General features: G+C 61.2%; 22 protein-coding genes. 12 read left to right on the top strand and 10 right to left on the bottom strand.

Annotation, left to right across the window (positions count from 1 at the left end; translation table 11 throughout):
* Positions 1-3 precede the first annotated feature (3 nt).
* From IP85_RS16785 to IP85_RS16760, 6 genes are all read left to right on the top strand, one after another.
* Positions 4-1,167: a carbohydrate ABC transporter permease gene (locus tag IP85_RS16785; RefSeq protein WP_054150824.1), complete on the top strand. Its 1,164-nt coding sequence runs from the start codon at positions 4-6 to the stop codon at positions 1,165-1,167.
* A 36-nt stretch (positions 1,168-1,203) separates the two neighbouring features.
* On the top strand, positions 1,204-2,859 hold the full coding sequence (locus tag IP85_RS16780; RefSeq protein ID WP_054150823.1) for an alpha-glucosidase: 1,656 nt from the start codon (positions 1,204-1,206) through the stop codon (positions 2,857-2,859).
* Between the two features lie 14 nt (positions 2,860-2,873).
* Positions 2,874-3,962, top strand: coding sequence for a sn-glycerol-3-phosphate ABC transporter ATP-binding protein UgpC (ugpC, locus tag IP85_RS16775; protein ID WP_054150822.1), 1,089 nt, complete (start codon positions 2,874-2,876; stop codon positions 3,960-3,962).
* 155 nt (positions 3,963-4,117) lie between these two features.
* Positions 4,118-4,525 (top strand): hypothetical protein, encoded by a 408-nt coding sequence (locus IP85_RS16770; protein WP_054150821.1) that lies wholly within the window; start codon positions 4,118-4,120, stop codon positions 4,523-4,525.
* Positions 4,526-4,648: 123 nt separating this feature from the next.
* Positions 4,649-5,353, top strand: coding sequence for an SDR family oxidoreductase (locus tag IP85_RS16765; protein WP_054150820.1), 705 nt, complete (start codon positions 4,649-4,651; stop codon positions 5,351-5,353).
* Between the two features lie 185 nt (positions 5,354-5,538).
* Positions 5,539-6,870 (top strand): DUF2778 domain-containing protein, encoded by a 1,332-nt coding sequence (locus IP85_RS16760; RefSeq protein ID WP_054150819.1) that lies wholly within the window; start codon positions 5,539-5,541, stop codon positions 6,868-6,870.
* A gap of 86 nt (positions 6,871-6,956) precedes the next feature.
* Here IP85_RS16760 and IP85_RS16755 read toward each other — a convergent pair whose 3' ends face one another.
* Positions 6,957-7,742, bottom strand: coding sequence for a DUF4394 domain-containing protein (locus IP85_RS16755; protein ID WP_054150818.1), 786 nt, complete (start codon positions 7,740-7,742; stop codon positions 6,957-6,959).
* A 262-nt stretch (positions 7,743-8,004) separates the two neighbouring features.
* Between IP85_RS16755 and IP85_RS16750 the strand changes: the two genes are divergently transcribed.
* Both IP85_RS16750 and IP85_RS16745 read left to right on the top strand, forming a co-directional pair.
* Positions 8,005-8,556 carry a sigma-70 family RNA polymerase sigma factor gene (locus IP85_RS16750; protein ID WP_054150926.1) on the top strand — a complete coding sequence of 184 codons (552 nt, stop codon included), beginning with the start codon at positions 8,005-8,007 and terminating at the stop codon, positions 8,554-8,556.
* On the top strand, positions 8,553-9,260 hold the full coding sequence (locus IP85_RS16745; protein ID WP_054150817.1) for an anti-sigma factor: 708 nt from the start codon (positions 8,553-8,555) through the stop codon (positions 9,258-9,260). The genes IP85_RS16750 and IP85_RS16745 overlap by 4 nt, the downstream gene beginning before the upstream one ends.
* Before the next feature lie 43 nt (positions 9,261-9,303).
* On the opposite strand, the gene IP85_RS16740 is transcribed toward IP85_RS16745, so the two are convergent.
* The 6 genes from IP85_RS16740 to IP85_RS16715 form a co-directional block, all read right to left on the bottom strand.
* Entirely contained in the window at positions 9,304-11,100 is a 1,797-nt protein-coding gene (locus tag IP85_RS16740; RefSeq protein WP_054150816.1) for a methyl-accepting chemotaxis protein, read from the bottom strand.
* Between the two features lie 277 nt (positions 11,101-11,377).
* On the bottom strand, positions 11,378-13,195 hold the full coding sequence (edd, locus tag IP85_RS16735) for a phosphogluconate dehydratase (protein ID WP_054150815.1): 1,818 nt from the start codon (positions 13,193-13,195) through the stop codon (positions 11,378-11,380).
* 123 nt (positions 13,196-13,318) lie between these two features.
* Positions 13,319-14,017, bottom strand: coding sequence for a 6-phosphogluconolactonase (gene pgl, locus IP85_RS16730; RefSeq protein WP_054150814.1), 699 nt, complete (start codon positions 14,015-14,017; stop codon positions 13,319-13,321).
* Between the two features lie 11 nt (positions 14,018-14,028).
* A complete protein-coding gene (gene zwf / locus IP85_RS16725) occupies positions 14,029-15,501 on the bottom strand; it encodes a glucose-6-phosphate dehydrogenase (protein ID WP_054150813.1) in 1,473 nt (490 codons plus the stop codon).
* A 184-nt stretch (positions 15,502-15,685) separates the two neighbouring features.
* Positions 15,686-16,972 carry an FAD-binding oxidoreductase gene (locus tag IP85_RS16720; RefSeq protein WP_054150812.1) on the bottom strand — a complete coding sequence of 429 codons (1,287 nt, stop codon included), beginning with the start codon at positions 16,970-16,972 and terminating at the stop codon, positions 15,686-15,688.
* Between the two features lie 13 nt (positions 16,973-16,985).
* Positions 16,986-18,422, bottom strand: a complete 1,437-nt coding sequence (locus IP85_RS16715) for a glutamine synthetase family protein (protein ID WP_054150811.1) — start codon at positions 18,420-18,422, stop codon at positions 16,986-16,988.
* Positions 18,423-18,544: 122 nt separating this feature from the next.
* Here IP85_RS16715 and IP85_RS16710 point away from each other — a divergent pair, with 122 nt between their 5' ends.
* The 3 genes from IP85_RS16710 to IP85_RS16705 all read left to right on the top strand — a co-directional run bounded on the left by IP85_RS16710 (position 18,545) and on the right by IP85_RS16705 (position 22,861).
* Positions 18,545-19,726 (top strand): NAD(P)/FAD-dependent oxidoreductase, encoded by a 1,182-nt coding sequence (locus IP85_RS16710; protein ID WP_156322943.1) that lies wholly within the window; start codon positions 18,545-18,547, stop codon positions 19,724-19,726.
* A 175-nt stretch (positions 19,727-19,901) separates the two neighbouring features.
* Positions 19,902-20,051 carry a hypothetical protein gene (locus IP85_RS22235; RefSeq protein WP_153761431.1) on the top strand — a complete coding sequence of 50 codons (150 nt, stop codon included), beginning with the start codon at positions 19,902-19,904 and terminating at the stop codon, positions 20,049-20,051.
* Between the two features lie 281 nt (positions 20,052-20,332).
* A complete protein-coding gene (locus tag IP85_RS16705; protein WP_054150809.1) occupies positions 20,333-22,861 on the top strand; it encodes a HAMP domain-containing methyl-accepting chemotaxis protein in 2,529 nt (842 codons plus the stop codon).
* A gap of 54 nt (positions 22,862-22,915) precedes the next feature.
* Here the strand turns inward: IP85_RS16705 and IP85_RS16700 are convergent, their stop codons facing one another.
* Positions 22,916-23,140, bottom strand: coding sequence for a hypothetical protein (locus IP85_RS16700; protein ID WP_054150808.1), 225 nt, complete (start codon positions 23,138-23,140; stop codon positions 22,916-22,918).
* An 89-nt stretch (positions 23,141-23,229) separates the two neighbouring features.
* Between IP85_RS16700 and IP85_RS16695 the strand changes: the two genes are divergently transcribed.
* Positions 23,230-24,105, top strand: a complete 876-nt coding sequence (locus tag IP85_RS16695; protein WP_054150925.1) for a LysR family transcriptional regulator — start codon at positions 23,230-23,232, stop codon at positions 24,103-24,105.
* Between the two features lie 126 nt (positions 24,106-24,231).
* Here the strand turns inward: IP85_RS16695 and IP85_RS16690 are convergent, their stop codons facing one another.
* The gene (locus IP85_RS16690; protein ID WP_054150807.1) at positions 24,232-24,480 is read right to left on the bottom strand and encodes a hypothetical protein; all 249 of its coding nucleotides are present in this window, start codon (positions 24,478-24,480) and stop codon (positions 24,232-24,234) included.
* A gap of 100 nt (positions 24,481-24,580) precedes the next feature.
* Positions 24,581-25,870 carry an isocitrate lyase gene (gene aceA / locus IP85_RS16685; RefSeq protein WP_054150806.1) on the bottom strand — a complete coding sequence of 430 codons (1,290 nt, stop codon included), beginning with the start codon at positions 25,868-25,870 and terminating at the stop codon, positions 24,581-24,583.
* Positions 25,871-26,111: the final 241 nt, after the last annotated feature.

Here is a 26,111-nt window from a genome sequence, read left to right as displayed (position 1 = left end):
ATCATGGCAAAGATTGCAGGCAAGAAATCCGGTCTCGTCTGGGCCGTACACCTCTCGGTTGTCGCACTGGTCATCCTTTGGCTGCTGCCGACCGCGGGCCTTTTCATCTCGTCATTCCGCACTGCGGATCAGATTTCCACCAGCGGCTGGTGGAGCTCGCTGTTCTCGCAGGAGCAGAACCTCGTGCTGAGAACCGCAGCTCCGTCCACCCAGCAGCAGGAAGGCAATCTCTGGGTCATCGAGGGCAATCTGCTCAGCGAAGGCGGTGCTTCGGCCGAAGCAGAGATCTCGGTCTGGGGGACATCCTCGCGAGCCATCAGTGAATACGAGGCCGGTGCGACTGCGCCAATGGGAGACAATGCTCGTGTGACCGTCCAGGCCAATGGCGACTATCGTCTGGAAAGCGATGTCGAACTGACCGGAAGCCGCGGTGATCGCATCTTCGTCACGGCCGAGCTGCCGCCGAAGTTTACGCTCGACAACTACGAGACGGTCCTCTTTTCCGGCTCGACCACGGACTCCATGGCAAAAGCCTTCTTCAACACGCTGACGGTCACCATTCCCGCGACCGTCATCCCGATCGTGATTGCAGCCTTCGCTGCCTATGCGCTCGCGTGGATGGAATTCCCCGGCCGCGCTTTGCTGATCGCGGCCGTGGTAGCACTTCTGGTCGTTCCGTTGCAGCTCGCGCTCATCCCGCTGCTGCGTCTGCATTTGTCGATCGGCATCGGCAAGGGCTATCTCGGTGTCTGGCTCGCCCATACGGGTTTCGGCCTGCCGCTCGCGATCTACCTCCTGCGCAATTACATGGTGGGGCTCCCGCGCGACATCATCGAATGCGCGAAGGTGGACGGTGCCACGGATTTCCAGATCTTCACCCGCATCATCCTTCCCTTATCGTTCCCGGCGCTCGCCTCCTTCGCCATCTTCCAGTTCCTCTGGACCTGGAACGACCTGCTCGTCGCCAAGGTCTTCCTGATCGATGCGACCGGCGAGACGACCGTGATGACGAACCAGATCGTCGAGCTTCTGGGCACGCGCGGCGGCAACTGGGAAATCCTGGCGACAGCCGCCTTCGTGTCGATCGCGGTGCCGCTCCTCGTCTTCTTCTTCATGCAACGCTACCTCGTGCGTGGCCTCCTTGCCGGATCGGTCAAGGGTGGCTGACGCCGGGTTTCAGACCAAGCCAACAGGAATATCTAAATGAGTGCAGATGCAAATCCCGTCATGACGCCCGACAAGGACTGGTGGCGCGGCGCGGTGATCTATCAGATCTACCCACGCTCCTATCAGGACTCCAACGGTGACGGCATCGGTGACCTGAAGGGCATCACCGCCCGTCTGTCACATATCGCCGATCTCGGCGCCGACGCGATCTGGATCTCGCCTTTCTTCGCCTCGCCGATGAAGGACTTCGGCTACGACGTCTCGAACTACGTCGACGTCGATCCGATGTTCGGCTCGCTGACCGATTTCGACGGCCTGATCGCCGAAGCCCACCGCCTCAACATCAAGGTCATGATCGACCTCGTGATGTCGCACTCGTCGGACCAGCACCCTTGGTTTGTCGAGAGCCGCTCGAGCCGCGTCAATCCCAAGGCTGACTGGTATGTCTGGGCAGATTCGAAGCCGGATGGCACGCCGCCGAACAACTGGCTGTCGATCTTCGGCGGATCCGCCTGGCAGTGGGATCCAACCCGCATGCAGTATTACATGCACAACTTCCTGACCTCGCAGCCGGACATGAACCTGCACAATCCGGAAGTGCAGGATGCGCTCCTGGCGGCCACACGCTTCTGGCTCGATCGCGGCGTCGACGGCTTCCGCCTCGACACGATCAATTTCTACTTCCACGACAAGGAACTGCGGGACAATCCGCCGCTTGCACCGGAGCGCCGCAACGCCTCGACCGCACCGGCCGTGAACCCTTACAACTTCCAGGAACACATCTACGACAAGAACCGCCCTGAGAACATCGCCTTCCTGAAGCGCTTCCGTGCGCTGCTCGACGAGTATCCGGCGATTGCCGCCGTCGGCGAAGTCGGCGACAGCCAGCGTGGTCTGGAAATCGTTGGCGAATACACCTCCGGCAATGACAAGATGCAGATGTGCTATGCCTTCGAATTCCTGGCGCCGGAACCTCTGACGCCGGAAGTCGTGCGCAACACGCAGAATGCATTCGCAAATGCAGCCCCTGAAGGCTGGGCCTGCTGGGCCTTCTCCAACCATGACGTCGTTCGCCACGTATCCCGCTGGGGAGCAAACGTTCTCGATCGCGACGCCTATGCGAAGATGACCTCGGCGCTGCTGTTGACCCAGCGCGGCTCCGTCTGCATCTACCAGGGCGAAGAACTCGGCCTCACCGAAGCCGAAATCGCCTTCGAGGATCTCCAGGACCCCTATGGCATTCAGTTCTGGCCGGAGTTCAAGGGCCGCGACGGTTGCCGCACGCCAATGGTCTGGGACGATCATGCGACCCAGGCGGGCTTCTCGACGGCGCAGAAGACCTGGCTGCCCATCCCGGTTGAACATAACCTGCGCGCGGTCAACACGCAGTTTGGCAAGCCGGAATCCGTGCTCGAGCACTATCGTCGCTTCCTGGCCTTCCGCCGACACTATCCGGCCTTTGCCAAGGGCGACATCACCTTCCATGAGGCAGGCGATGACCAGCTGGTGTACACCCGCGCCTTCGGCAATGAGAAGCTGCTTTGCATCTTCAACATGAGCGCCGATCAAACGTCGATTGCCATGCCATCCGGCGAATGGATCGCGCTCGAAGGCCACGGCTTTGACAGTGCAATCAACGATAACAAGGTAGAGTTGCCGGCTTGGGGCGCCTATTTCGCGCGCCACGCCTGACAGGGGAGGAAAGCATGACGGGTCTCGTTCTCAAGGACATCCGCAAAGCATACGGGCAGGTGAAGGTCCTGCACGGCATCGATCTGGAGATCAAGGAAGGCGAGTTCGTGGTCTTTGTCGGCCCCTCGGGCTGCGGCAAGTCCACGCTCCTGCGCATGATTGCGGGCCTTGAGGACATCACCGGCGGTGAACTCTATATCGACGGCCAGCTCGTCAACGATGTGCCGCCGTCCAAGCGCGGCATTGCCATGGTGTTCCAGTCCTATGCGCTCTACCCGCATATGACCGTCTATGACAACATGGCCTTCGGCATGCGCATCGCCGGGGAAAGCAAGGAAGAGATCGACCGTCGCGTTCGCTCCGCGGCGAACATTCTTCAGCTTGATTCCTATCTTGACCGCCTGCCCAAGGCGCTGTCCGGTGGTCAGCGCCAGCGCGTTGCCATCGGTCGCGCCATCTGCCGCGACCCCAAGGTCTTCCTGTTCGACGAGCCGTTGTCCAACCTCGATGCGGCCCTGCGTGTTGCGACCCGCATCGAGATCGCCAAGCTCAACGAGCAGATGGCGGACACCACGATGATCTACGTGACCCACGATCAGGTCGAGGCGATGACGCTTGCGGACCGGATCGTGGTGCTCTCGGCTGGCAAGATCGAACAGGTCGGCCCGCCGCTCGAACTCTATGAGCGTCCGGCCAACCTCTTCGTCGCCCGCTTCATCGGCTCGCCGGCCATGAACATCATGCCGGTGGCCGTGATCGGCACGGGCGAGGCGACCCGGATCAAGTTGAAGGATGGCTCGGAAGTCACCGTTGATGTGGCGATCGCCGCATCGGAACAGGGCAAGTCCGCAAGCTTTGGCGTCCGACCGGAAGATCTTGCGATCGCAACCGGCGCGGAATTTCTCTTCGAGGGCAATGTGGACATCGTCGAGGCACTCGGCGAAGTCACGCTTCTCTATGTCAAGGGGCCGGTCGAAGAAGAGCCGATCGTCGTCAAACTGCCCGGCATTGTCGATGTGAAAAAGGGGCAGACGCTGCGCTTTTCCGCAGACAAGACCAAGCTCCATCTGTTCGACGCCGATGGTCAGACCTACCGCCGCTGACCATAACTTGACCAATCTGCTTAAAGCCCTGTTATCCTTACCGATAACAGGGCTTTTTCGTGGTCAGGAATGGCCCTTGCGGCAACACCGACTGTTAAGTTGTCGCTGTTAGCTTTTTGCCCATAACAATTGACAAAAAGACGAGGGCAGAAACGATGAGAGCAGCAAGCGGCGGATCTCATTTCCTGAAGAAGGAGGAATCCTTCATGTATGACCGTGAGAACCGGTATCGCATGGAGGATACGATGAATGCCGGGCGCCTCGAATACACCGAGAACGGCATGTCCCACATGGCAGCGCGGCGTTGCGACGTCCTGCGCATATCGCTCAGCGGCGCGGTGATCGGACTGATCACGCAGGTCAATCTTCCCAAGGAGTTCTATCTCGATATTCCGGATGCGCGCATCAACAAGGTGGGTGCGGTGCTGATGAAGAGCTTTGCCAACAACACGGCCGAAATCCGTTTCCTGCGCCTGCTGACGCAGAAGGAGCTGGATCGCATCTTCGTCTTCTCCACCCATCCGGCGCACAAGGACCGCGTTCTCGACGTTCGCAGCTGGTAATCACAGCTTCCACGAAATCCATCAAGGCCGGTGTAGCAAACGCTGCACCGGCCTTCAGCATTTCTGACTGGACATCGCCGGGCTGACCTTTGATCTTCGCTCCCATCAAAGGGAGATACAGACATGTCCAGTCAGAAGGTCGCCATCGTCACGGCAGGGGGAAGCGGTATGGGGGCGGCTGCCGCAAGGCGCCTTGCCGCCGACGGTTTCAGGGTCGCCATCCTCTCGTCCTCCGGCAAGGGGGAGGCACTCGCCGCCGAACTTGGTGGCTTCGGGATCACCGGGTCGAACCAGTCTCCAGAAGACCTTGCACGCCTCGTGGACGGCACGATGGAGCGCTATGGTCGCGTCGATGTCCTGGTGAACAGTGCAGGCCACGGCCCGCGGGCCCCGATCCTCGAGATCACCGATGAGCAGTGGGCCAAAGGCATGGATGTCTATCTTCTCAATGTTATCCGTCCGACACGCCTCGTCACGCCGATCATGCAGAGCCAGAAATCCGGGGCCATCATCAACATCTCGACAGCCTGGGCCTTTGAACCATCTTCGATGTTCCCGACCTCGGCCGTCTTCCGCGCAGGCCTCGCGTCCTTTACCAAGCTCTTCGCCGATACCTATGCGGGCGAGAATATCCGGATGAACAATGTCCTTCCCGGCTGGATCGACAGCCTGCCTGCGACCGAGGAGCGGCGTGATGGTGTGCCGATGAAACGCTACGGTACGAGCGAGGAAATCGCAGCCACGATCGCCTTCCTCGCCTCGGATGGTGCGGCTTACATCACGGGTCAGAACCTCAAGGTCGATGGCGGGTTGACCCGTCACGTTTGAAACTATCTCGACGCCGCGCCCGGAAATGTCACAAAGGAGCTCCGGGCGTAAACCTCTTGGTTACCAAACTTCTTCATTCTTTAGGACAGCCGACAGGACGACCATCGGGCATCCTGTCCCAGTAAAGCCGGTTTCCGCTGCTAGGCGACCGGTTCTCCGAGTTTTGGTAAGCGAGTTCAGGTATCATGGCGTCCTTGACCCCTCAGGTCATCGGTGGCGATCGCGCCGCCGTTCAGAAGACAAAGTCGCGCAGAAATAAGCGCGGCTCCAGCCTGCCGACGGTCTTGGGCATCTCGCTGGCATGCCTCTTCTGGGGCACAGCAAGCCTCGCCGTAATCAAGGGACTGTCATCCTCCACAATCCAGGCACCGACCATGGCAGGCTACAGCCTGCCGAAGCCGGACCTCGCCCTGTCGAAGCCGCTTCCGCCCCTAGCCATACCGACGCCATCGGCGGATTTTGCGGCCCTTGACGAGATGCGCAACCGCTTTGCCGAGGCGATCGCCGCCACCGACCATCTGGGTCTGCTGATGCTGCCTGCGGCCATGCAGCTTGCAGAGGTCGACAAGTCCGACCGCCTGCTCCTCGCCCGCGTGGAAAGCGTTGTCGGCGCACAGGAGATTGCGGTGTTGCGCGAAGCGCTGGCTCAAGCGGAAGCGGGGCGTCAGCAGGCCGCCCTTGCGACTGCCGCCCATGAACGCCGCAGCGAGAGAGACGACGTTGATCCCGTCGTCACCGCCTCCATCACGAGGAACACGGCCGAGGCAGCACCTGTCGCCCTCGGCTATGCTGCAACGCCAAGCGCATCCGAAACGATGGCCGCGGCCGATCCGCGCGAAGAGCCCTTCGAGGAATTGCTCTCGGCACCCCATACAGAAGATCACGGTGCGCTGCCGGATGACGGCCCGGTTCCGGGTGCCAAGCCGCAGGCCAAACCGCGTGTCGAGCGCGTACCGGCTCCGGAAGCGCCTGTTGCCGTCACCACGACTGAAAAGCCGAATAAAAAGACGCTGTTCGGCATGCTGGCCTACGCCAAGCCGGAAAATCCGATCACCACGGATGACGGGGCAGGGGGCATCTTCAACCGCAAGAACAGCCTGCCCGGTCCGGGCAGCCGCATCGCGGTCTATGTGATCGAGGATTCCGTCGTACACATGCCCAATGGCGAAAAGCTGCGCGCCCATTCCGGTCGTGGCCACATGCGCGACAATCCGAAATACGTGCATGTAAAGAACATGGGGCCGACGCCGCCCAACGTTTACAAGCTGCGCATGCGCGAAGCCCGGTTCCATGGCATCGAGGCCATTCGCATGAACCCCGTCGGCGATGCCAAGATGTATAACCGCGACGGCTTCCTGACCCACACTTACCTGCTGCGCCGTCGTGGTGACAGCTCAGGCTGTGTCGTCTTCGAAGACTACAATAAGTTCCTCAATGCCTATAAGCGGGGACACGTCCATACGTTGATCGTCGTGCCCAGCATGCGGGAACTGCCAAAATATATGGCGATGCTCTGATGAAAAGGCCTCCGCGATGATCTCGCGGAGGCCTTTTCGCTTTGGTTGGCGGAGCCTGCGGATACAGGCCCCTTGTAAGCTCTGGCTTACATCGCCGGGATCACCGTGATCGACTTGATCGCCGCCGGCGCAACGGTGATGTCACCGGTCTTCGTTGCTGCACCCGTTTCAAGGCTGACCGTGTAGAGTGCGCTATCGGCAACCAGCCAGGCGGTATTCTTGCCGTCGGCTCCCGCTTCGATGTCGAAGGCATAGGTCTTCGGCATGCCCTCGATGCCCAGCTTGCCGATCGCCTTCAGCGTTCCGTCATTCGGCTTGGTCTGCTGGATGAGCGCGCCGATCGTCGCGTCGATGTTGTACATCGCGGTCTTTTCCGGCTTGCCGACAGAATTCGTATAGGCGGCAGCGACGGTATTCGGGGTTTCGCCCTTGTGCATGTCGCCTTCCTCGAAGACGAGGCTGCCGTCCACGGTCACGGCACCCGTGTCGGGATGGACGCGATGATTGGTGGTGCCGGTCATGTAGCGCAGCCGGTCAGCCGCCGGGTTGAAGTTCACGACCACAGGCGCATCGCCGATCGTCAGCGGTTTGTCCATCTTGGCGAGTTCCGTTGCCGCGCCGGTTTCCGGATCGATGGTGACGATCACATTGTCCGCCGTCACGCCAACGATGGTCTGATTGGCCGGACGGTAGTCGATGCCGACGAGGCGATCGACGCCGGTGACGTCCATCGACTTCGAGACTTCAGGCTTTTCAGTGTCGAACATCACGAGCGTCTTGTCGCCTGCGAGACCGACGACCTGAGCGGCCTGCGCTCCGAAGGCCGTAAGGGCGGTGGCTGCGGCAAGGCCGAGGATACGGATGCTGGTCATGGAAAACTCTCCCGTTTGGATGGTGGCGACACCGATCTGGTGCCTCCTGAACCAAAGACACGCGGCAGATGCCGATTGGATGCAGGCGTCGGAAGTTTTTTTCTTCTGCATCCAGAGACGCTCGTCGCGTGTCTCCGAAATGAAGGAGAAACTCATGGACGTGGCGATGACGAGCGGCAGTTCTTCGGCGGGTGCATGTGGTGCAGGTTGCCAAATCAGACGGGTGAGCTACTTTCCGCGCAGGTTCTTGGAAGGAAGCTGGATGGAGAATGAGCAAGATAAGCTCGGTGCGGCACTGAAAGCCTGTGCCGCAGGGGATCGCAACGGCCTGGCCTTGATCTACGAAAGCGAGGCGGCTCGCATGGTCACGGTGGCTGAGCGAATCCTGCGTCGTCACGACCTGGCGGAGGAAATCGTCCAGGAAGCCTTCTTGCGGATCTGGAACAAGGCCTGGCAGTACGATCCGTCGCGCGGCTCCGCGCGCGGATGGATCTTTGCAATTGTTCGGTCACGCTCGCTGAATGCACTCCGGGATGGTGGGCGGGAAGATCTGACTGAAACGGACAGCCTCGAGCGACTGCAGGATGAGGGCGCGGATGCCCTCTATCACGATCTGTTCGATCAGCTCGATACAACAAGTCGCCTTCGCGCCTGTCTTGGACGGCTCGACGGGCTGCGTCGCAAGACGGTCATGATGGCTTATGTCTCGGGCTACAGCCACGGTGAGATCGCCGGTCGATTGAAATTGCCGCTTGGGACCGCCAAGGCCTGGATCCGGCGCTCGCTGGTGGCGCTGAGGGAGTGCATGGCATGAGCACATGGCACACTTTAGCCGAACGCGCCGATGCCTATGTTCTCGGGTTGATGGACGAGGACGAGCATCGTTCAACCGAAATCGAGATGGAACGCGACGAGAGCCTCGCCCGTGCCGTTGCCGTGTCGCGTGATAAGTTCCTGGAGCTCGACCTCGTCGGTCCGACCGCGAGCGTATCTCCTGATCTCTGGGCAAGGATTGAACGACAGCTCGGTCCGCAGGAGCGACCGAAGAGCGCCGCCGTTCCTCCGATGGCTGTCAACGACAACGGCCTCTCCTGGTGGCGAGGCTTCGGTCTGGCGGCTGCGGCCGCCTCACTCCTGCTTGTCGGCGCCTTGTCTTACACCCTTCTCCGCAGCGCGGAGCCACAGGTCATCGCCGTTCTAATGAATGAACAGGGCGAGCCGGTCGTGATGATCGAGGATTTCGGCAATGACACGGCCAAGGTGATCCCGCTTTCCGACGTGTCCGTGGCCGCAGACCGGTCGCTGCAGCTCTGGACGCTGCCGTCGAGCGATACCGGACCGGTATCGCTCGGCGTTCTCGACGGTTGGCGGACGGCAACAGTCGAAGGGCCTGATCTTCCCGGCCCAATCGAGGAGCAGCTCTACGAGATCACGGTGGAGCCTTTGGGTGGATCACCGACGGGCAAGCCGACAGGCCCGATCCTGGGCAAGGGCTTCGCAAAGGTGCCGCGCCCATGAGTGTGGCGTCGCGCCCGGCGTGCGGGCGCGACCCTTGTCAGGCTCAGAACTCCTGCCACTCATCCTGCTTGAGAGCGGCATTTCCGTGCGTCTGCGCCGGGCGTCCCGGTGCGCGCCGGGGTGCTGCTGCAGGGCTGGATGGCGTGTGAGCGCGTGCCGCACCATGGGATGCTGACGTCGTCCCCTGCTGGCCGGTATAGTGCCTGCCGAGGGTAAAGCGGGAGATGAACTGGCGAAGCCGCTGTGTCTCCGTTGCCAGCGTGGCGCTCGCAGCGTTGGACTCTTCCACCATGGCAGCGTTTTGCTGGGTGACCTGGTCCATCTGATTGACCGCCGAGTTGACCTCGGAGAGGCCGGTTGCCTGTTCGCGTGCCGAGCTGGCTATGGCCTGCATGTGGTCATTGACCGCCACGATATTGTCCTGGATCGTCTTCAAGGCCTCACCGGTCTCGCTGACCAGCTTGACGCCGTTCTTGACTTCTTCGGAGGAGTTGCGGATCAGCTCCTTGATCTCCTTCGCAGCACCGGCGGACCGCTGCGCGAGCTCGCGGACTTCCTGCGCAACAACAGCAAAACCCTTGCCCGCTTCGCCGGCGCGAGCCGCTTCGACGCCGGCATTCAGCGCCAGCAGGTTAGTCTGGAAGGCAATTTCGTCGATCACTCCGATGATATTGGAAATCTGGTTCGAGGACTGCTCGATGCGTGCCATGGCGCCTACAGCCTCGGCAACGATCTGGCCGGAGCGCGTCGCGCTCGTATCGGCAGCGAGGGTGGCGTGTCGGGCTTCCTCGGCGCGCTTCGAGGCGTTGTTGACGTTGACGGTGATCTGGTCGAGGGCCGCTGCCGTCTCCTCGAGCGAAGCCGCCTGCTGTTCGGTGCGTTTCGACAGGTCTTCGGCGCTCGAGCTGATCTCGCGGCTGCCGCTGTCGATCTGGTCGGTCGATTGCGCCACGGCGCCGAGCGTGGTTGCAAGCTGCGTCACGGCGTCGTTGAGGTTGGTTCTGAGAGCTTCGAAATCCCGAGCGAAGGGTCTGTCGATCGTGAAGCTGACATCGCCCTTGGCCATGCGTCCAAGCGCATCGCCGATCGTGTCCACGGCATGCACGCGCTCGGTCACATCGGTGGCAAATTTCACCACCTTGGTCACACGGCCGCGATCGTCCATGATCGGATTGTAGGAGGCGTTGATCACGACCTTCTTGCCGCCCTTGCCGTAGCGGGTGAACTCGGCGGCCTGGAACTTGCCGGCTCGCAACTGCGTCCAGAACTCCTGATAGTCAGGCGTGCGCGCATATTCGGGGTCGACAAACAGACTGTGCTGCTTGCCCTTGATCTCGTCCATTCGGTAGCCGAGGGCATCAAGAAAGTTCTGATTGGCCGAGACCACTTCCCCTTGCGGCGTGAATTCGATGATGGCCTGGACGCGGCTGATGGCCTCCATCTGGTTCTGGAAGTCGAGGTTCTGCAACCGTTCCTTGGCGTTGGCCCATTCCACGACGAAGCCGGTGGTTTTGGCGCCATTCTTCAACGGCGTGACGATCAGGTCAAAAGCCCGGTGGCCGACCCAGATGGTTGCCTTGTGCTGATTCTTCAGGCTCGACAGCATGTTGCGCTGATGCCCGGGATCTTTGTGGAAGATGTCGATATTGCTGCCGATCAGCCTGTCGAAGTCAAAGCGCGGCAATTCCTTCTTCAGGTCACTCTCCGCTTCCTTCAACATCGCCTTCGTAGCGGTGTTCATGTAGCGGATGTTGAGTTTGTCGTCGGCGATCATGATGTTCGCGGTAATGACCTCAAGCGATTCAAGCTGCGAGTGGGTGTTGCTGGACATTCCAAACATGTTGCCTTGGTCCTTTGGCCAATTTCCTGCTTCAGAAACCGGACCGCACATTCAAAAGGTAGACAAAGGGCGAAGGTGCAGCAGCAGAATCGTCGTTTTGTATAACCTATTGATATCGCGTTTGTTTCTGTATCAAATTATATAAAATTAGAAGTGTCGAATTTATTAAAGGACGCGTTTGCGAACACACTGCCGGACGAAAACTGTCAGTCGGAACAGACAAAAAAGGCCGCGATCGCTCGCGGCCTCTAGTCAAACATGTGCGCAAAAGACGGATTCAGAACAAGACGCTTGCGCCTTGGTCGGCAGGCCCGGCGATCCTGCGGAAGCTCGCAAACAACTCGCGTCCCATACCGAATTCATTGTCATCCAGATTGGTCGTAGCCAGCGGCCGGGCATCGAATTCGGCGGCATCGACCATAACTTCGAGCGTGCCGGCGATAGCGTCCAGCCGGACAATGTCTCCGTCCTTGATCTTGGCAATTGCGCCGCCATCGACGGCTTCCGGCGTCAGGTGGATCGCTGCCGGGATCTTGCCCGAGGCGCCGGACATGCGCCCGTCAGTGACGAGCGCCACCTTGAAGCCGCGATCCTGAAGAACGCCGAGCGGTGGTGTCAGACGGTGCAGCTCCGGCATGCCGTTGGCCTTGGGACCCTGGAAGCGAACGACGGCGATGAAGTCCTTTTCCAGCTTGCCGGCCTTGAAAGCATCCTGCAGTTCCTGCTGATCGTTGAAGACGATCGCGGGGGCTTCGACGACATGGCGCTCCGGCTTGACGGCCGAAATCTTGATGACCGCCTTGCCGAGATTTCCCGTCAGCATCTTCAATCCGCCATTGGCCTGGAAAGGCTTGTCGATCGTTGTCAGCACCTTCGGATCGGCGCTGACCTCCGCTGCCGGCTCTCGGTGGACGTTACCGTCATCGCCGAGCTTCGGATCGATCGTATAGGCAGCCAGACCCTGGCCGAAGACCGTGCGCACATCGTCATGCACATAGCCTGTCTTGAGCAACTGCTTGATCAGGAAGCCCATGCCGCCGGCTGCGTGGAAGTGGTTCACGTCGGCAAGCCCGTTCGGATAGACGCGGGCTAGCAGCGGCACGATGTCGGAAAGCTCCGAAATGTCCTGCCAGGTGAGCTGGATGCCGCCGGCACGCGCCATTGCGATCAGGTGGATCGTATGGTTGGTGGAGCCGCCGGTTGCGTGCAGACCGACGACACCGTTGACGATCGAGCGTTCGTCGATCATCTCGCCAGCCGGCGTGAATTCGTTGCCGAGCGCAGTAATGGCGAGCGCCCGCTTCGTCGCTTCCTTGGTCAGCGCGTCACGCAGCGGCGTGCCCGGATTGATGAAGGAGGCGCCGGGCAGGTGGAAGCCCATGATCTCCATCAGCATCTGGTTGGAGTTGGCCGTGCCGTAGAAGGTGCAGGTGCCCGGCCCATGATAGGACTTGGATTCCGCTTCGAGCAGTTCCGCACGCCCGACCTTGCCCTCGGCATAGAGCTGGCGAATGCGCGACTTCTCGTCGTTCGGGAGACCCGTCGTCATCGGTCCGGCAGGAACGAATACGGCGGGCAGGTGGCCGAAGGTGAGGGCAGCGATCATCAGACCGGGCACGATCTTGTCGCAGACGCCGAGATAAACGGAGCTGTCGAACATGTTGTGCGACAGGCCGATGGCCGCCGACATCGCGATCGCATCGCGCGAGAAGAGCGAGAGCTCCATGCCCGGTTGGCCCTGGGTTACGCCGTCGCACATTGCGGGAACACCACCCGCGACCTGTGCCACGCCGCCGGCTTCGGATGCTGCCTGGCGGATCAGCGCCGGATAGGTCTCAAAGGGCTGGTGGGCCGAGAGCATGTCGTTATAGGCCGTGATGATGCCGAGGTTGGGCACCACGTCGCCGGCCAGGGCTTCCTTGTCCTTGGGGGAACAGACGGCGAAGCCATGGGCGAGGTTGCCGCATGACAGCGTCGAACGATGCACGCCCTTGGAGATTGCCCGACGTGTGCGGTCGAGATAGGCTTCGCGGGTCGGCTTGGAACGCTCGACGATCCGCTTGGTGATGGCTTCGATGCGGCTGTCTGCACTCATGAGATATTGCTCCTCATCTGGCGCGGGCGCTCAAGGCGCACATCGCGCAAAGGCCTCCTCGGCCGTGAAACTCGTCTTATGCGCATCACCTGCCGGAACGCTCCGACAGGCGAGGGCTCTCCCTCAGGGCGCCCAGTAGATGTCGGTTGCGGTGTGGGCCCGTTCAAGAACGGCCCGGATCGGCATCTCTGCCTCGTCCGTGCCGGCAAGCGCCTTTTCCAGCACGGCCTTCTTTTCGGCGCCCTCGATGTGAACCACGAGAAGGCCGGCATCGTGAAGCGCCGAGAAGGAGAGGGTGAGGCGAGCCTCGCCCGCCCCCGGCGCTTCCATGGTCATGACGCGGCGCGGCAGCGAAAGATCAAGTGCAGCAGCAAGGTGATCGCCGCCGGGGAAGAAGGAGGCGGTATGCCCATCCGTCCCCATGCCGAGGATCGCCACGTCGAAAGGCTGGCTCATGCCCGGCACGATCCCGGACGCAGTCTTCGCAGCATCCTCGATCGTTGCCTCAGGACGGTAGAGCGGCACGAATTCCGCCGCCACCGCTTCATTCTTCAGAAGATGCGTCTTGACCAGCAGATGGTTCGAACGCGGATTGTCTTCGGGCACGAAACGTTCGTCGACCAAGGTGACTTTCACTTTGGTCCAGTCGAGGATGCGTGTCGACAGCGCCTCGAAGAAAGCCTTGGGCGTCGAGCCGCCCGAGACGGCAAGCGTCGCTTCGCCGCGCTCGGCAATCGCAGCCGACAAGGCCGAAGCCACGGTATCGGCGAGACCAGCCGCAAGAGCGGCTCCGTTCTCGAAAATCTTCATCTGATGCGCCATTGGTCCGGGCCTCAGTCGATTTCGTGCCAGGTGCGGCCGTCACGCTCGATCAGCGCAATGGCCTGGCTCGGGCCCCAGGTGCCGGACGTATAGCCCTGCGCCTTCTGGCCAATTTCCTCCCAGGATTTGAGGATCGGATCGCACCAGTTCCATGCGGCTTCCACTTCGTCGCGGCGCATGAACAGCGTCTGGTTCGAACGGATGACGTCCATCAGCAGGCGTTCATAGGCATCCGGATTGCGCACGTCGAAGGCCTGGGCGAAGCTCATGTCGAGCGACACGTGGCGCAGGCGCATGCCGCCCGGACCCGGATCCTTGATCATCAGCCACTGCTTGACGCCTTCGTCCGGCTGCAGGCGGATGACCAGCTTGTTGGCCTCGATGCGGCCGGCTGCATCGCCGAAGATCGAATGCGGGATCGGCTTGAAGGCGATGACGATCTCCGACATGCGAGTTGCCAGACGCTTGCCGGTTCGCAGGTAGAAGGGCACGCCCGCCCAGCGCCAGTTGTTGATCTCCGCCTTGATGGCGACGAAGGTTTCCGTGTCGGACACGGAGCCCAGCTCTTCCTGGTAACCATTGACGGCACCACCGGCGGAAGCGCCAGCGCGATATTGGCCGCGAACCGTCTGCTTCTCGACATTGGCCGGCGTAATCGGCTTCAGCGAGCGCAGCACTTTGAGCTTCTCGTCGCGCACGGCCTCGGCGTCGAGCGAGGAGGGCGCTTCCATGGCCACAAGGCAAAGCAGCTGCAGGATATGGTTCTGCACCATGTCACGCAGCGCGCCGGCCTTGTCGTAATAGGTGACGCGGCCCTCGAGGCCGACGGATTCCGCCACCGTGATCTGCACATGGTCGATATGGGCCGAATTCCACAGCGGCTCGTAGAGCGCGTTGGCGAAGCGCAACGCCATCAGGTTCTGCACCGTCTCCTTGCCGAGATAGTGGTCGATGCGGAAGATCTGCTCTTCCTTGAACACCTTGCCGATCGTGTCGTTCAGGATCTGCGCCGAGGCGAGATCACGGCCGATCGGCTTTTCGACGACGATGCGGGTCGACTTGGTGATCAGCTTGTGGTCGCGGATCTTGTCGGCAATGTCGCCAAAGATCGACGGGGACACGGCGAGATAGAAGGCCCGAACGATATCTTTGCCCTGGTCGAGCAGCTTCTTCAGATCTTCCCAGCCCTGGTCCGACTTGGCATCGACAGATACGTAATGGACGCGATCGAGAAACTTAGCGACTTCGCTCTCTTCCAGCTCCTCGGCCTTCAGGTGCTCATGAAGCGCGTCGAGCGTGAACCTGCGATACTCTTCATGCGTCATCGCCGTGCGTGAAGCACCGATGATACGGGTCGGCTCCGTCAACTGACCCGCGAGCTGGCGGTGGAACAGAGCCGGCAGAAGCTTGCGCTCGGCCAAGTCGCCGGTGCCGCCGAAGACGACGTAGTCAAAGGGTTCAACGGGGATGATCTGGCTGCTCATGCGCATCTCTCGTTCGGCAAATTCGTTGGACAGGTTCTAATCTAATCGATTTAAAAAAGCCACCCCGACCGGGTGGAAATTGTCTTTGGATGGCGCTGGAAGGATGAACAAAGTGTGTTCTGCGACAATCAAACACACCTGCCAGCGCCCAGTGTGAGCGGCTCCGGCAGGTGGCACTCACGTATCAGAAACGGTCCCGGAGCGCATACCAGGTGAGCGCGAGGAACAGCAGCGGCTTGCGCAGGCTGGCACCTCCTGGGAAGGGCGGGATCTTCAGGTCCTTGAGCACGTCCAGCTCTCGGGCATTGCCGGCCACCATGTCGGCATACATCTTGCCGCAATAGTTGGAGAGCATCACGCCGTGTCCCGAATAACCCGCAAGTGAGGTTACGCCGGGCATCACATCCCGGGCAAAAGGCTTGCGCGGCAGGGTAATGCCAACCGATCCGCCCCAGCCATGGGTGATCTCGATGGTCTTGAGATCGGGATAGATCTCGGCGATTTGCCGGCGGATATGGGTCGAGATATCGCGGGGGCTATCGGCGGTATAGGCCTCGCGCCCGCCGAACAGAAGCCGCCCATCGCGACTCTTGCGAAAGTAGCGCACCACGAACCGGCTGTCGGCAACGGCCTCCGAGCCCTTGAGCACCTGCGGGAACATGTCCAGCGGTTCCGTCGCCCCGATGAAGGAGCGGATCGGCATCACATGGGCCGCCGTCACCGGCTCCAGATTGCCGATATAGGCATTGGTCGCGATCAGCAGACGGTCGGCAGTGATCGTGCCACGCGGCGTGTCGATTAAGGTCTTGCCGCCTTCCTGACGAATGGCGTTCGCGGGCGTCATCTCGTGGATGCGAGCGCCGGCCGCCGCCGCGACCCTTGCCAGACCAACCAGCAGCTTCAGCGGATGGATGTGCCCCGTGCCGGTATCGCGCACGCCGTAGTGATAACGCGTCGAGCCGACACGCTCATGGGTTTCTTCCCGGTCCATGAAGGAAATATGCGGATAGCCATAGCGAACGGCCATGATCTCGGCCTCGTGCCGATATTCCTCTTCCCCACCGCGCTTGTGCGAGACATTCATCTGCCCCGGAAGATATTCAATATCGATGCCGTGCTGTTCGGCGAAGTCCAGCAGGTAATGCTTGGCGTTCTCCGCCATCTCGAACAGCGCCTTTGACCGCTCGAAGCCGAGTTCGGTCTCCAGTTCTGCCGGAGATGCGCGCTGGCCGGTGCCGAGTTGGCCGCCATTGCGACCCGAGGCGCCGTCACCGAAGCGGCCCCCCTCGATCAGCACGACCGAGACGCCGAGGCGGGCAAGGTTGAATGCGGCCTGCAGGCCGGTAAAGCCGCCGCCGATGATGGCGACGTCTGCAGAGGTGGAACCGTCGAGGGCCGGGTATTCCGGCCGCTCGCCAACACTCGCCTGATACCACGAAATCCCCGGCGCGATCGGGCTTTGCCATGTCATGGGGGCGCCTCCCTCACACGTTGAGCAGGAGGAATTCGCGTTCCCACGGGCTGATCACCTGCATGAAGGTCTCGAACTCGCCGCGCTTCACGCCGGCATAGAGGCCGACGAATTCCGAACCGAAGACCTCGTGGAAGTCGGTTTCACCCTCGAGCAAGGCAACGGCTTCCAGCAGGCCGCGTGGCAGATCGACGGATCCCTCGTTCGCCGACCCTTCCGCCGCTGCCGTCGGTTCGATTTCCTTGACGATGCCGAGATAACCACAGGCGAGCGAAGCCGCGAGCGCAAGATAAGGATTGGCATCCGAACTCGGCAGGCGGTTTTCGACGCGCCGTGCGGCGGAATCCGAGACCGGCACGCGGAAGGCCGTCGTGCGGTTGTCGTAACCCCAGGCATTGTTGACGGGTGCGGCCATGTCCGGCGTCAGGCGACGGTAGGAATTCACGTAAGGCGCCAGCATCACCAGCGAGCTTGGTACATATTTCTGCATGCCGCCGATGAAGTGGAAGAATTCCGGCGAGGCAGAGCCGTCTGGATTGGAGAAGATATTCTTGCCTGTTTTGGCATCGACGACCGACTGGTGGATGTGCATCGCGGATCCCGGCTGCCCCTGCATCGGCTTGGCCATGAAGGTCGCATAGATCCCGTGCTTCAGCGCCGCTTCGCGGATCGTGCGCTTGAACATGAAGACCTGGTCGGCAAGTTCGATCGGATTGCCGTGGCGCAGGTTGATTTCGAGCTGGGCCGGCCCCTCCTCGTGGATCAGGGTGTCGATCTCCAGCCCCTGCTTTTCCGAGAAATGGTAGATGTCGTCGATCAGCTCGTCGAACTCGTTGATGGCCGCGATCGAATAGCCCTGGCCGCCGATGATCGAGCGACCGGAGCGGCCCTTCGGCGGATGCAGCGGATAGTCCGGGTCGTCGTTCATGGCGACGAGATAGAACTCGATTTCCGGCGCGACCACCGGCTTCCAGCCCTTTTCGTCATAAAGGCGCAGCACGTTCTTCAACACATTGCGCGGCGTGTAGGAGACGTTCTCCCCGTCCACATTGACGATGTCGCAGATCACCTGCGCGGTCGGATCGGTCTCCCACGGCACGACCGAAAGCGTCGAAAGATCCGGCAAGAGCTTCAGATCGCTGTCGCGCGGCTCGTAGCGGAAATTCTCCGTCTCGTCAGGATATTCGCCCGAGATCGTGTGACGGTAGAGCGCCGAGGGAAGCGCCAGCGACGTGTTGGACGTGAACTTCGACGACGGCATCATCTTGCCGCGCGGCACGCCGGCAAGGTCAGGCGTAATGCACTCGATATCCTCGATGCCGCGCGCCCGGAGCCAGGTGGCCGCTTCCTTCCAGTTCGAGACGCCGCGCTTGGATCCGGGATCCGGCGGGATCACCGCCTTCTTGGAGGGAGCGTTGTGGGATCTCATCATGGATTTCTTCGCGGGCATGTCTCACCGGTTGGTTGTTAATGCAGGTCATCATAGCCAGACTTTGGCCTTTGGCCAGCCGGACGCGTTGACTTTGATCATAAGTTTGTCGAGACAGGCGGCAGATCCCCGGGAGCAGCAGCATGGCCAGGAAGTACGACGTCGCGATCATCGGAGCCGGTGCCGCCGGCATGATGGCGGCCTTTACCGCCGGCCGGCGTGGCAAATCCGTCATCGTCCTCGACCACGCCAAGGCCCCGGGTGAGAAGATCCGCATCTCAGGCGGCGGGCGATGCAACTTCACCAATATCCATGCCACGCCGAAGAACTACATCTCTGAGAACCCGCATTTCGCCAAGTCGGCGCTCGCCCGCTACACACCGTCAGACTTCATCGCCATGGTCGACCGCCACAAGATCGCCTGGCACGAAAAGACCCTCGGCCAGCTCTTTTGCGATGACAGCGCGAAAGACATCATTCGCATGCTTCTAGAGGAGATGCGCGCGGTGCATGTCGACCTGAAACTCTCCTGCGAGATCTCCGAACTGGAGAAGGGACCGGACGGTTTCCGCCTCACCACCAGCGAAGGCCCGATTGCCGCGGACAGCCTGGTGGTTGCCTGCGGCGGCAAGTCGATCCCCAAGATGGGCGCGACCGGCTTTGCCTATCGCATCGCCGAGCAGTTTGGACTGCCCGTCACCGAAACACGACCCGCTCTCGTGCCACTCACGCTCGAACCCAATCTGCTCGGCGAATTGTCGGAGCTCTCGGGTGTTGCCGTCGATGCGGACGTCTCCTGCGGCAAGACCCGCTTCCACGAGGCGCTTCTCTTCACCCATCGCGGACTGTCCGGTCCGTCCATCCTGCAGATCTCAAGCTATTGGCGGGAAGGGGACGAGATTCTGCTTTCTCTGCAGCCCGAGACGGATTTTGCGGAGCTCCTGAAGGCGGCAAAGCGCGAAAACGGGCGCCAGCAGGTTCAGACGGTGCTTGCCCAGCATTTGCCCAAGCGCCTTTCGCAATATCTGGCCGAGACCGCGAAGCTGGAACGGCCGCTCGCCGACCTGCCAGACAAGGCGCTTGGCTCGCTCGCCGACCGCATTCGTCGCTGGCCGATCAAGCCGGCGGGGTCGGAAGGCTACCGTACGGCGGAAGTAACGCTCGGCGGTGTCGATACCGACACGCTCGACAGCCGGACCATGCAGGCGAAAACCGTGCCCGGGCTCTTCTTCATCGGAGAGTGTGTTGACGTGACCGGCTGGCTCGGGGGCTATAATTTCCAGTGGGCCTGGGCGTCTGGCCATGCGGTTGGCGAGTCGGTCTGAGCAAAGTCTCACGCTCCGGACAAGCTTATATCTGTAATTCAGGGCTTGTTAACATGCGTCGGTCATCCTGCCCGAATGCCGGTGCGATATCGTCTGATATCGCGACATGAGGTTTGGCCGGCTTAAGGCCCCGCAAGGGCATGACCTTCCCTGGCTGCATCAAGGACCGCGCCCCATGAACCATGAGACCCGCAAGCCCCGTGCCATCGCCATTGCCGCCACCCGCACCCGTGACGCAGAGCGCGACCGGTTGCGTCATGTGAGTATCGTCTGCTTTTATGCCGCAAGCGCTGTCGCTGCACTTGCCTTTGGTCTCCTCGGCTAGGGCGTCTCGACGGTCCTCCCTGTCAGTGGCAGCAAGTCGCTTTTCAGCGGTTTGACTACAGCCACTCTTTGACACCCCGACCCTTTGGCGGTGCTAGCTTTTCCTCGATCAACGATCTCTGTCCCGCTTCGGGATGTCAGTCTTTGGCCTTAACTCCGTCTTGAGACTTTTACTGCAACTGTTTTGGCTGGTAGGAGCAAAGACGGCGAAGACGACAGTCAGAGCCGCCACTTTTTTAAGGTTGCGGCGCAGCTTTGATGCCGTTTTCGTTTGGAGGAACAATGTTGATCGATCAAATACTGTCGCGCTTTTCGATATCGACCAAGGTCATTGCCTTTGTGCTGCCCTTCGTCCTGTCGATCACCGCAGTCGGTCTCATGGGCCTCTACGCATCCGGCCTCCTGCAGCAGCGCATGGAAATTTCCAACGGCACGATGCGTTCGCTGAACGGCTTCCGGAACGTCAACGCCGCCATGACCCACTTCCTCGATCAGACCTCGGAAGAAACGCGCAGCACCGTCTTGAACCAGCTTGCGTCCCAGCAGTCGACGCTCACGCAGAACATCTCGGAAATCGGCGCCGACGGCATGGGGCGCAACTTCCTCGATGAGGCGATTGCCGGCACGGGTGCCGTCAACGAGAAGATCGATGCGCTCTGGCAGTTGCACGAGGCGGAGGTGAAGCTGGCCACTTCCATCCAGAACCATCTGACGGGCCTGATGGCGCAGCAGATCCGCGTGTCGGATGAGGCGCAGAAACTGCAGCGCGCCGTCGTCGGTGGTGAAAATGATGCGAAGGGTGCCTTGAAGGAAGCCGAGCGCCTGTCTTCCGGTGCCAAGCACCTCTCGGAAGTCTTCCAGGGCTTCTTCTCCGCAGGAACCCCTGAAGAGCAATTCCCCTACCTGCAGAAACAATTGCCTGAACTGGTCAAGACCCAGCGCAAGATTGCCAATGCCCTGCCGGCCGAAAACAGGGACATGGGCAAGGCCCTCCTGGCTGCGATCAACGAGATCAAGGCGAAGGTCGCGACCGGCGACATGAGCCTTGAGAACGCCCGTGCCGTTGGCTCGATCATCTCGCGTTTCCGCGGCTTCGAAGCGACGCTCAGCGCCGGTGCCGCCGTCAAATATGCCGAGTCCGTGCAGAAGTTCGCCGCTGTCGAGACCGGCGCCGTACAGGCGGCCGATGTTCTCGTCGGCAGCCGCACCCTGATCGCCGATGTCTATGATCTGCGCATCATGACCGCCACTTTCCTGAACGTAAAGGATGACAAGACCCGCGAGCCGATCCTTCGCCAGATCAAGCTGATCGGCGACAACCTTGCGGTTCTCGGCGGCAGTATCGCCGACAAGGCCTTCTACGACAGCCTGACGGCAGCCATCACACCGCTGCTGGTCTCGCTGACGATCGATACCGAAGCCCTCGTGAAGACCAGCGCCGAACGCATCGCGAGCTTCGATCAGGCGAGCCGCACGATGGATGCCATCTGGGCCTCGCTGACCTCCTTTGCCGATCTGCAGAAGGATGTCGCCGGCACGGAGCGCCAGGAAGCAAACCGCCTGTCGATCGGCACAATGATCGCCGGTGTCCTCCTCGCCGTCATCGGCGGTATCGCGCTGGTCCTGACCCTGCAGCGGCCGATCACCCGCATCACCACAAGCATGCAGCGCCTTGCTGAAGGTGATCTCGAAGCCGGCATTGCCGGCGACAAGCGCGGTGACGAGATCGGCGCCATGGCCCGCGCACTCGCCGTCTTCAAGACGAACGCCCGCACCAAGCTCGAGATCGAATCCGAGCGGCAGCGCGAGCAGATGGAAGCGGAAGCCGAGCGTCGCCGCAACGACGAGGAAAAGCAGGCGCTCGACCGGGAGATCGAACATGCCGTCGGCAAGCTCGCCCAGGCGCTGGAGCGTCTTGCCAATGGCGATATTTCCTTCGAGATCGAAGGCCGCTTCCACGGACGCCTGGAACAGCTCCGCAACGACTTCAACCTGTCGCTGTCGCGTCTGCGCGACACGATGCATCAGATCTCCGGCAACGTCGACCAGATCCAGAACAATGGCCGCCAGATGGCGCAGTCTGCACTCGATCTCGCCCGCCGCACCGAGCAGCAGGCAGCCTCGCTTGAGGAGACCGCTGCCGCGGTCGATGAGATCACCGCAGCCGTCCGCTCGTCCTCGGAGCGCGCCGAGATGGTGAATGGCGTCGTCCGCGAGGCGAAACAGAACGCCGACGAATCCGCTGTCGTCGTCGGCAGCGCGATTTCGGCCATGGGCCGCATCGAGGAAGCCTCGCGTCAGATCTCCAACATCATCGGCGTCATCGACGAGATCGCCTTCCAGACCAACCTGCTCGCTCTGAACGCTGGCGTCGAAGCCGCCCGCGCCGGGGAGGCCGGCAAGGGCTTCGCCGTCGTTGCCCAGGAAGTGCGTGAACTGGCCCAGCGCTCGGCCGGTGCCGCAAAGGAAATCAAGGCGCTCATCAACCGTTCTGCCGAAGAGGTGGCGAACGGCTCCACCCACGTTCAGCAGACGGGAACCGTGCTCTCGCGCATCGGCGGCCAGATCGCGATGATCAGCGAGCATATCGAGAAGATTGCCGAGACGAGCAGCGAGCAGTCCGGCGCGCTGCAGGAGGTCAATGGTGCCGTCGGTCGCATGGACCAGATGACCCAGCAGAATGCTGCGATGGTTGAGGAAGCGACCGCCGCCACACAGGATCTCTCGGCCCAGACCGATGCCCTGCGGGATCTGCTCCAGCAGTTCCGCATCGAGGCCGGTCGTTCGCGGTCTGTCGATCGCGCCGCCTGAGGTTCCACCTTCGCCAAACGGAAAAGCCCGGTCATCGCACCGGGCTTTTTTGTATCAAGCCTCAGCCAGACGACAAGATCTGCCCGGATCGGTCTCGCAATCGACCTCCGCATCTCGTCTGCGAACCTGTCTTTCGCGCATGGTGCGGATGAAGCGCCGCAGACGGGCCCAGGGCACTTCGCTATACTGTGCGTAGAATTCCTCTTCGGACAGTCGGGCCTTCTGCCCTTGTTCTTGGTTTAGCGCGGCAATGGCGAGGGCTGCATAAACTTCGTGCATGACGGATCTCCTGCTGTTGAAGCCGTCTTCCCTTTTATCCATCATTTTTGGATGCAGGTATGCTCAAGATCGTGCTATGCATTTCATCTATGAAAGACATATCGTGGGACGCCTATCAACTCTTCCTCGCCGTTGCGCGGCAAGGCGGCCTGTCGGCTGCCGCTGAGACCACCGGTCTCAGTGCCGCCACCCTTGGCCGACGCATGGTCGAACTTGAGCAGGCGCTGGGCCGCGAGCTCTTCCTGCGCAGCCAGACCGGTTATCGCCTCACCCGCGACGGCAGCCAGTTGCTGGAGCATCTGGTTGAATTGGAAGCCGGAAGCAGGAGGGTGGAGGAATGGCGACGTGGCAAGGCGGGTCAGTCCCTGGTGCGCATCAGCCTTGGTACCTGGATCGCCTGGCTCCTCTGCCAGAACACGTCGACGATCCGCACCCCCCGCGACGCCTTCCGCATCGACCTGCACGTCGCCGAGAAACGTGCCAGGCTTGCGCATCGGGAGAGTGACATCGGCATCCGCGCCTTTGAACCAGAAGAGCCGAACCTCGCCGCGATCGCAGCAGGCGAAGTGGCCTATGCGGCCTACCGAGCCCGCAACAGGGAATGGATGGGGCCGGAGCCCTGGGTCGCGGTTGATGACGAGAATGCCGTCTCCGCCTATCTGCGCTGGCCGCGCCAACAGTCGGCGGAGCAGATCGTCGCGACGGTCAATCGCCCGAGGTCGCTGAGGGATCTCGTCAGGGCGGGAGCCGGTGTCGGCGTGCTTCCCTGCTTCGTTGGGGATCTCGATCCGACACTCGAGCGGGTCGGCGAGGAAATCCCGGAACTGCGCCATCGCCAGTGGATCGTCATCAACAATGACGATCGTCATCGAAGCGATATCCGCATGGTGGCCGATCGGGTTGCAAAACTGTTGAAGTCGCATCGGGATGTTCTGGCGGGCAAGCGCCCCAGCACGAGCAGCTGACGTCAAGCCCAAAATGAAAAACCCGCACGACGACCGGCACTCCTCCTCAGAGGCGATCATCGTGCGGGAACCGATCCGGAGGTCAGGTGCCGGACGGGGGATAGTGACGGGGGATAGTGATGTGGCTCAGGCGGCCTGGTGATTGCCCTGGGTCACGATGACGGGGATCAAGAGATCACCCCAGTTGCCGTCGCCACCATGATGGCGGGCGGAGCGGACGAGCTCGACCGAGACGCCGGCATCTACGGCCTTCATGATCGAATGGTTGAGACGGTGCAGGTCATTGGCCAGCATGCGGATCATCGCTTGCTGATCGGTGCTCATGGCCGAGGACTGTTCTTCGGCGCGTTCCTTGACTCGGGTCTGGGGTGTCATGGCATTTCTCCTCTTGGTGTTGGGGGTTCTTGAATGGTGGATCTCGTCTTCCTCTCCCCGCTTGCGGGGAGAGGGTAGGGTGAGGGGCAGTCGCCCAGGTCTATTCAGCTGCCGGCTTGAACTGCTCGGTTTCGGTCGATTCCTTCATCGCGGTCGTCGAAGACTGGCCGGCGGTGATGGCGAGCGAGACGGCGTCGAAGTAACCGGTGCCGACTTCGCGCTGGTGCTTGGTCGCGGTGTAGCCATTGACCTCGGCGGCGAATTCCGCCTCCTGCAGCTCCGAATAGGCCGCCATCTGGCGATCCTTGTAGCCGCGAGCCAGTTCGAACATGCCGTAGTTCAGCTGGTGGAAGCCGGCGAGCGTGATGAACTGGAACTTGTAGCCCATCGCACCCAGTTCGCGCTGGAACTTGGCAATCGTCGCGTCGTCGAGGTGCTTCTTCCAGTTGAAGGAAGGCGAGCAGTTGTAGGCGAGCTTCTTGCCCGGATGGACCTTGTGCACGGCTTCGGCGAACTTGCGGGCCTGTTCGAGATCCGGCTTGCCGGTCTCCATCCAGATCATGTCGCAGTAAGGAGCGTAGGCGATTGCGCGTGCAATGCAGGGCTCGATGCCGTTCTTGACCTGGTAGAAGCCTTCCGCAGTGCGACCCGCGTCATAGTCGACGAAGGGCTGGTCGCGCTCGTCGATGTCGGAGGTTAGAAGCTTTGCGGCTTCGGCATCAGTACGGGCGACGATCAGCGTGGGGACACCCATGATGTCGGCAGCCAGACGGGCAGCCGTCAGGTTGCGGATATGGGCGGCCGTCGGGATCAGAACCTTGCCGCCGAGATGGCCGCACTTCTTTTCAGACGCCAGCTGGTCCTCGAAGTGAACGCCAGCAGCACCCGCCTCGATGAAGGCCTTCATGATCTCAAACGCGTTGAGCGGTCCGCCAAAACCGGCTTCAGCGTCTGCAACGATCGGGGCGAACCAGGTATCGACCGAAAGGCCCTTGCCTTCCTGGGTTTCGATCTGGTCGGCACGCTGAAGTGTGCGGTTGATGCGCTTGGCAAGCTCCGGTGCGGCATTGGCCGGATAGAGCGACTGGTCGGGATACATGGCGGAGGCCGTGTTGGCGTCAGCTGCGACCTGCCAGCCGGAGAGGTAGATGGCCTTGAGGCCGGCGCGGACCATCTGCATGGCCTGGTTGCCGGAAAGCGCGCCGAGCGCGTTGACGAAGGACTCTTCGTTGATCAGCTTCCACAGGCGATTGGCGCCCATTTCGGCGAGCGTATACTTGATCTCGACCGAGCCGCGCAGGCGCTTCACGTCTGCTGCAGTGTAGGGACGATCGATGCCGTCATAGCGGCCCTTGGGGGCATTCGGAACGAGATTGTAAAATTCAGTCATATCGGGTCTCCCTGTTCACTGCAGGAAGCGGGATCAGCCGGAGTTCTTGGAGCTGTTTGGCCGCTTCTGATGTGACTAGATTTACACCGCACTGCAAAAGACGACCAGAAAATTCGATAAAACAAAGAGATGAAAGAGGTTAGGCTGTCTTGCCTTTGACAGAAGTCCCGTGTAAATTTGTAAAAACAGTCACAACGCAAGGGCCGATCGTGCCGGTCTAATCTTGTAAAGGAGCTGTAAA

Source organism: Rhizobium sp. AAP116 (genome assembly GCF_001295785.1).
Taxonomy (GTDB): Bacteria; Pseudomonadota; Alphaproteobacteria; order Rhizobiales; family Rhizobiaceae; genus Allorhizobium.
Note: the sequence above shows the minus strand (reverse complement) of the source record. Positions and strands in the feature narration are given on the sequence as shown.

Coding starts and splice junctions, on each gene's coding strand:
- IP85_RS16715 (WP_054150811.1), bottom strand. CDS start 18,422: ATGCCCGCGAAGAAATCCATGATGAGATCCCACAACGCTCCCTCCAAG.
- IP85_RS16710 (WP_156322943.1), top strand. CDS start 18,545: ATGGCCAGGAAGTACGACGTCGCGATCATCGGAGCCGGTGCCGCCGGC.
- aceA (WP_054150806.1), bottom strand. CDS start 25,870: ATGACTGAATTTTACAATCTCGTTCCGAATGCCCCCAAGGGCCGCTAT.
- edd (WP_054150815.1), bottom strand. CDS start 13,195: ATGAGTGCAGACAGCCGCATCGAAGCCATCACCAAGCGGATCGTCGAG.
- IP85_RS16745 (WP_054150817.1), top strand. CDS start 8,553: ATGAGCACATGGCACACTTTAGCCGAACGCGCCGATGCCTATGTTCTC.
- IP85_RS16690 (WP_054150807.1), bottom strand. CDS start 24,480: ATGACACCCCAGACCCGAGTCAAGGAACGCGCCGAAGAACAGTCCTCG.
- IP85_RS16750 (WP_054150926.1), top strand. CDS start 8,005: ATGGAGAATGAGCAAGATAAGCTCGGTGCGGCACTGAAAGCCTGTGCC.
- IP85_RS16705 (WP_054150809.1), top strand. CDS start 20,333: ATGTTGATCGATCAAATACTGTCGCGCTTTTCGATATCGACCAAGGTC.
- IP85_RS16765 (WP_054150820.1), top strand. CDS start 4,649: ATGTCCAGTCAGAAGGTCGCCATCGTCACGGCAGGGGGAAGCGGTATG.
- IP85_RS16785 (WP_054150824.1), top strand. CDS start 4: ATGGCAAAGATTGCAGGCAAGAAATCCGGTCTCGTCTGGGCCGTACAC.
- IP85_RS16720 (WP_054150812.1), bottom strand. CDS start 16,972: ATGACATGGCAAAGCCCGATCGCGCCGGGGATTTCGTGGTATCAGGCG.
- IP85_RS22235 (WP_153761431.1), top strand. CDS start 19,902: ATGAACCATGAGACCCGCAAGCCCCGTGCCATCGCCATTGCCGCCACC.
- IP85_RS16700 (WP_054150808.1), bottom strand. CDS start 23,140: ATGCACGAAGTTTATGCAGCCCTCGCCATTGCCGCGCTAAACCAAGAA.
- zwf (WP_054150813.1), bottom strand. CDS start 15,501: ATGAGCAGCCAGATCATCCCCGTTGAACCCTTTGACTACGTCGTCTTC.
- IP85_RS16740 (WP_054150816.1), bottom strand. CDS start 11,100: ATGTTTGGAATGTCCAGCAACACCCACTCGCAGCTTGAATCGCTTGAG.
- IP85_RS16755 (WP_054150818.1), bottom strand. CDS start 7,742: ATGACCAGCATCCGTATCCTCGGCCTTGCCGCAGCCACCGCCCTTACG.
- IP85_RS16770 (WP_054150821.1), top strand. CDS start 4,118: ATGAGAGCAGCAAGCGGCGGATCTCATTTCCTGAAGAAGGAGGAATCC.
- IP85_RS16695 (WP_054150925.1), top strand. CDS start 23,230: ATGAAAGACATATCGTGGGACGCCTATCAACTCTTCCTCGCCGTTGCG.
- IP85_RS16760 (WP_054150819.1), top strand. CDS start 5,539: ATGGCGTCCTTGACCCCTCAGGTCATCGGTGGCGATCGCGCCGCCGTT.
- pgl (WP_054150814.1), bottom strand. CDS start 14,017: ATGGCGCATCAGATGAAGATTTTCGAGAACGGAGCCGCTCTTGCGGCT.
- IP85_RS16780 (WP_054150823.1), top strand. CDS start 1,204: ATGAGTGCAGATGCAAATCCCGTCATGACGCCCGACAAGGACTGGTGG.
- ugpC (WP_054150822.1), top strand. CDS start 2,874: ATGACGGGTCTCGTTCTCAAGGACATCCGCAAAGCATACGGGCAGGTG.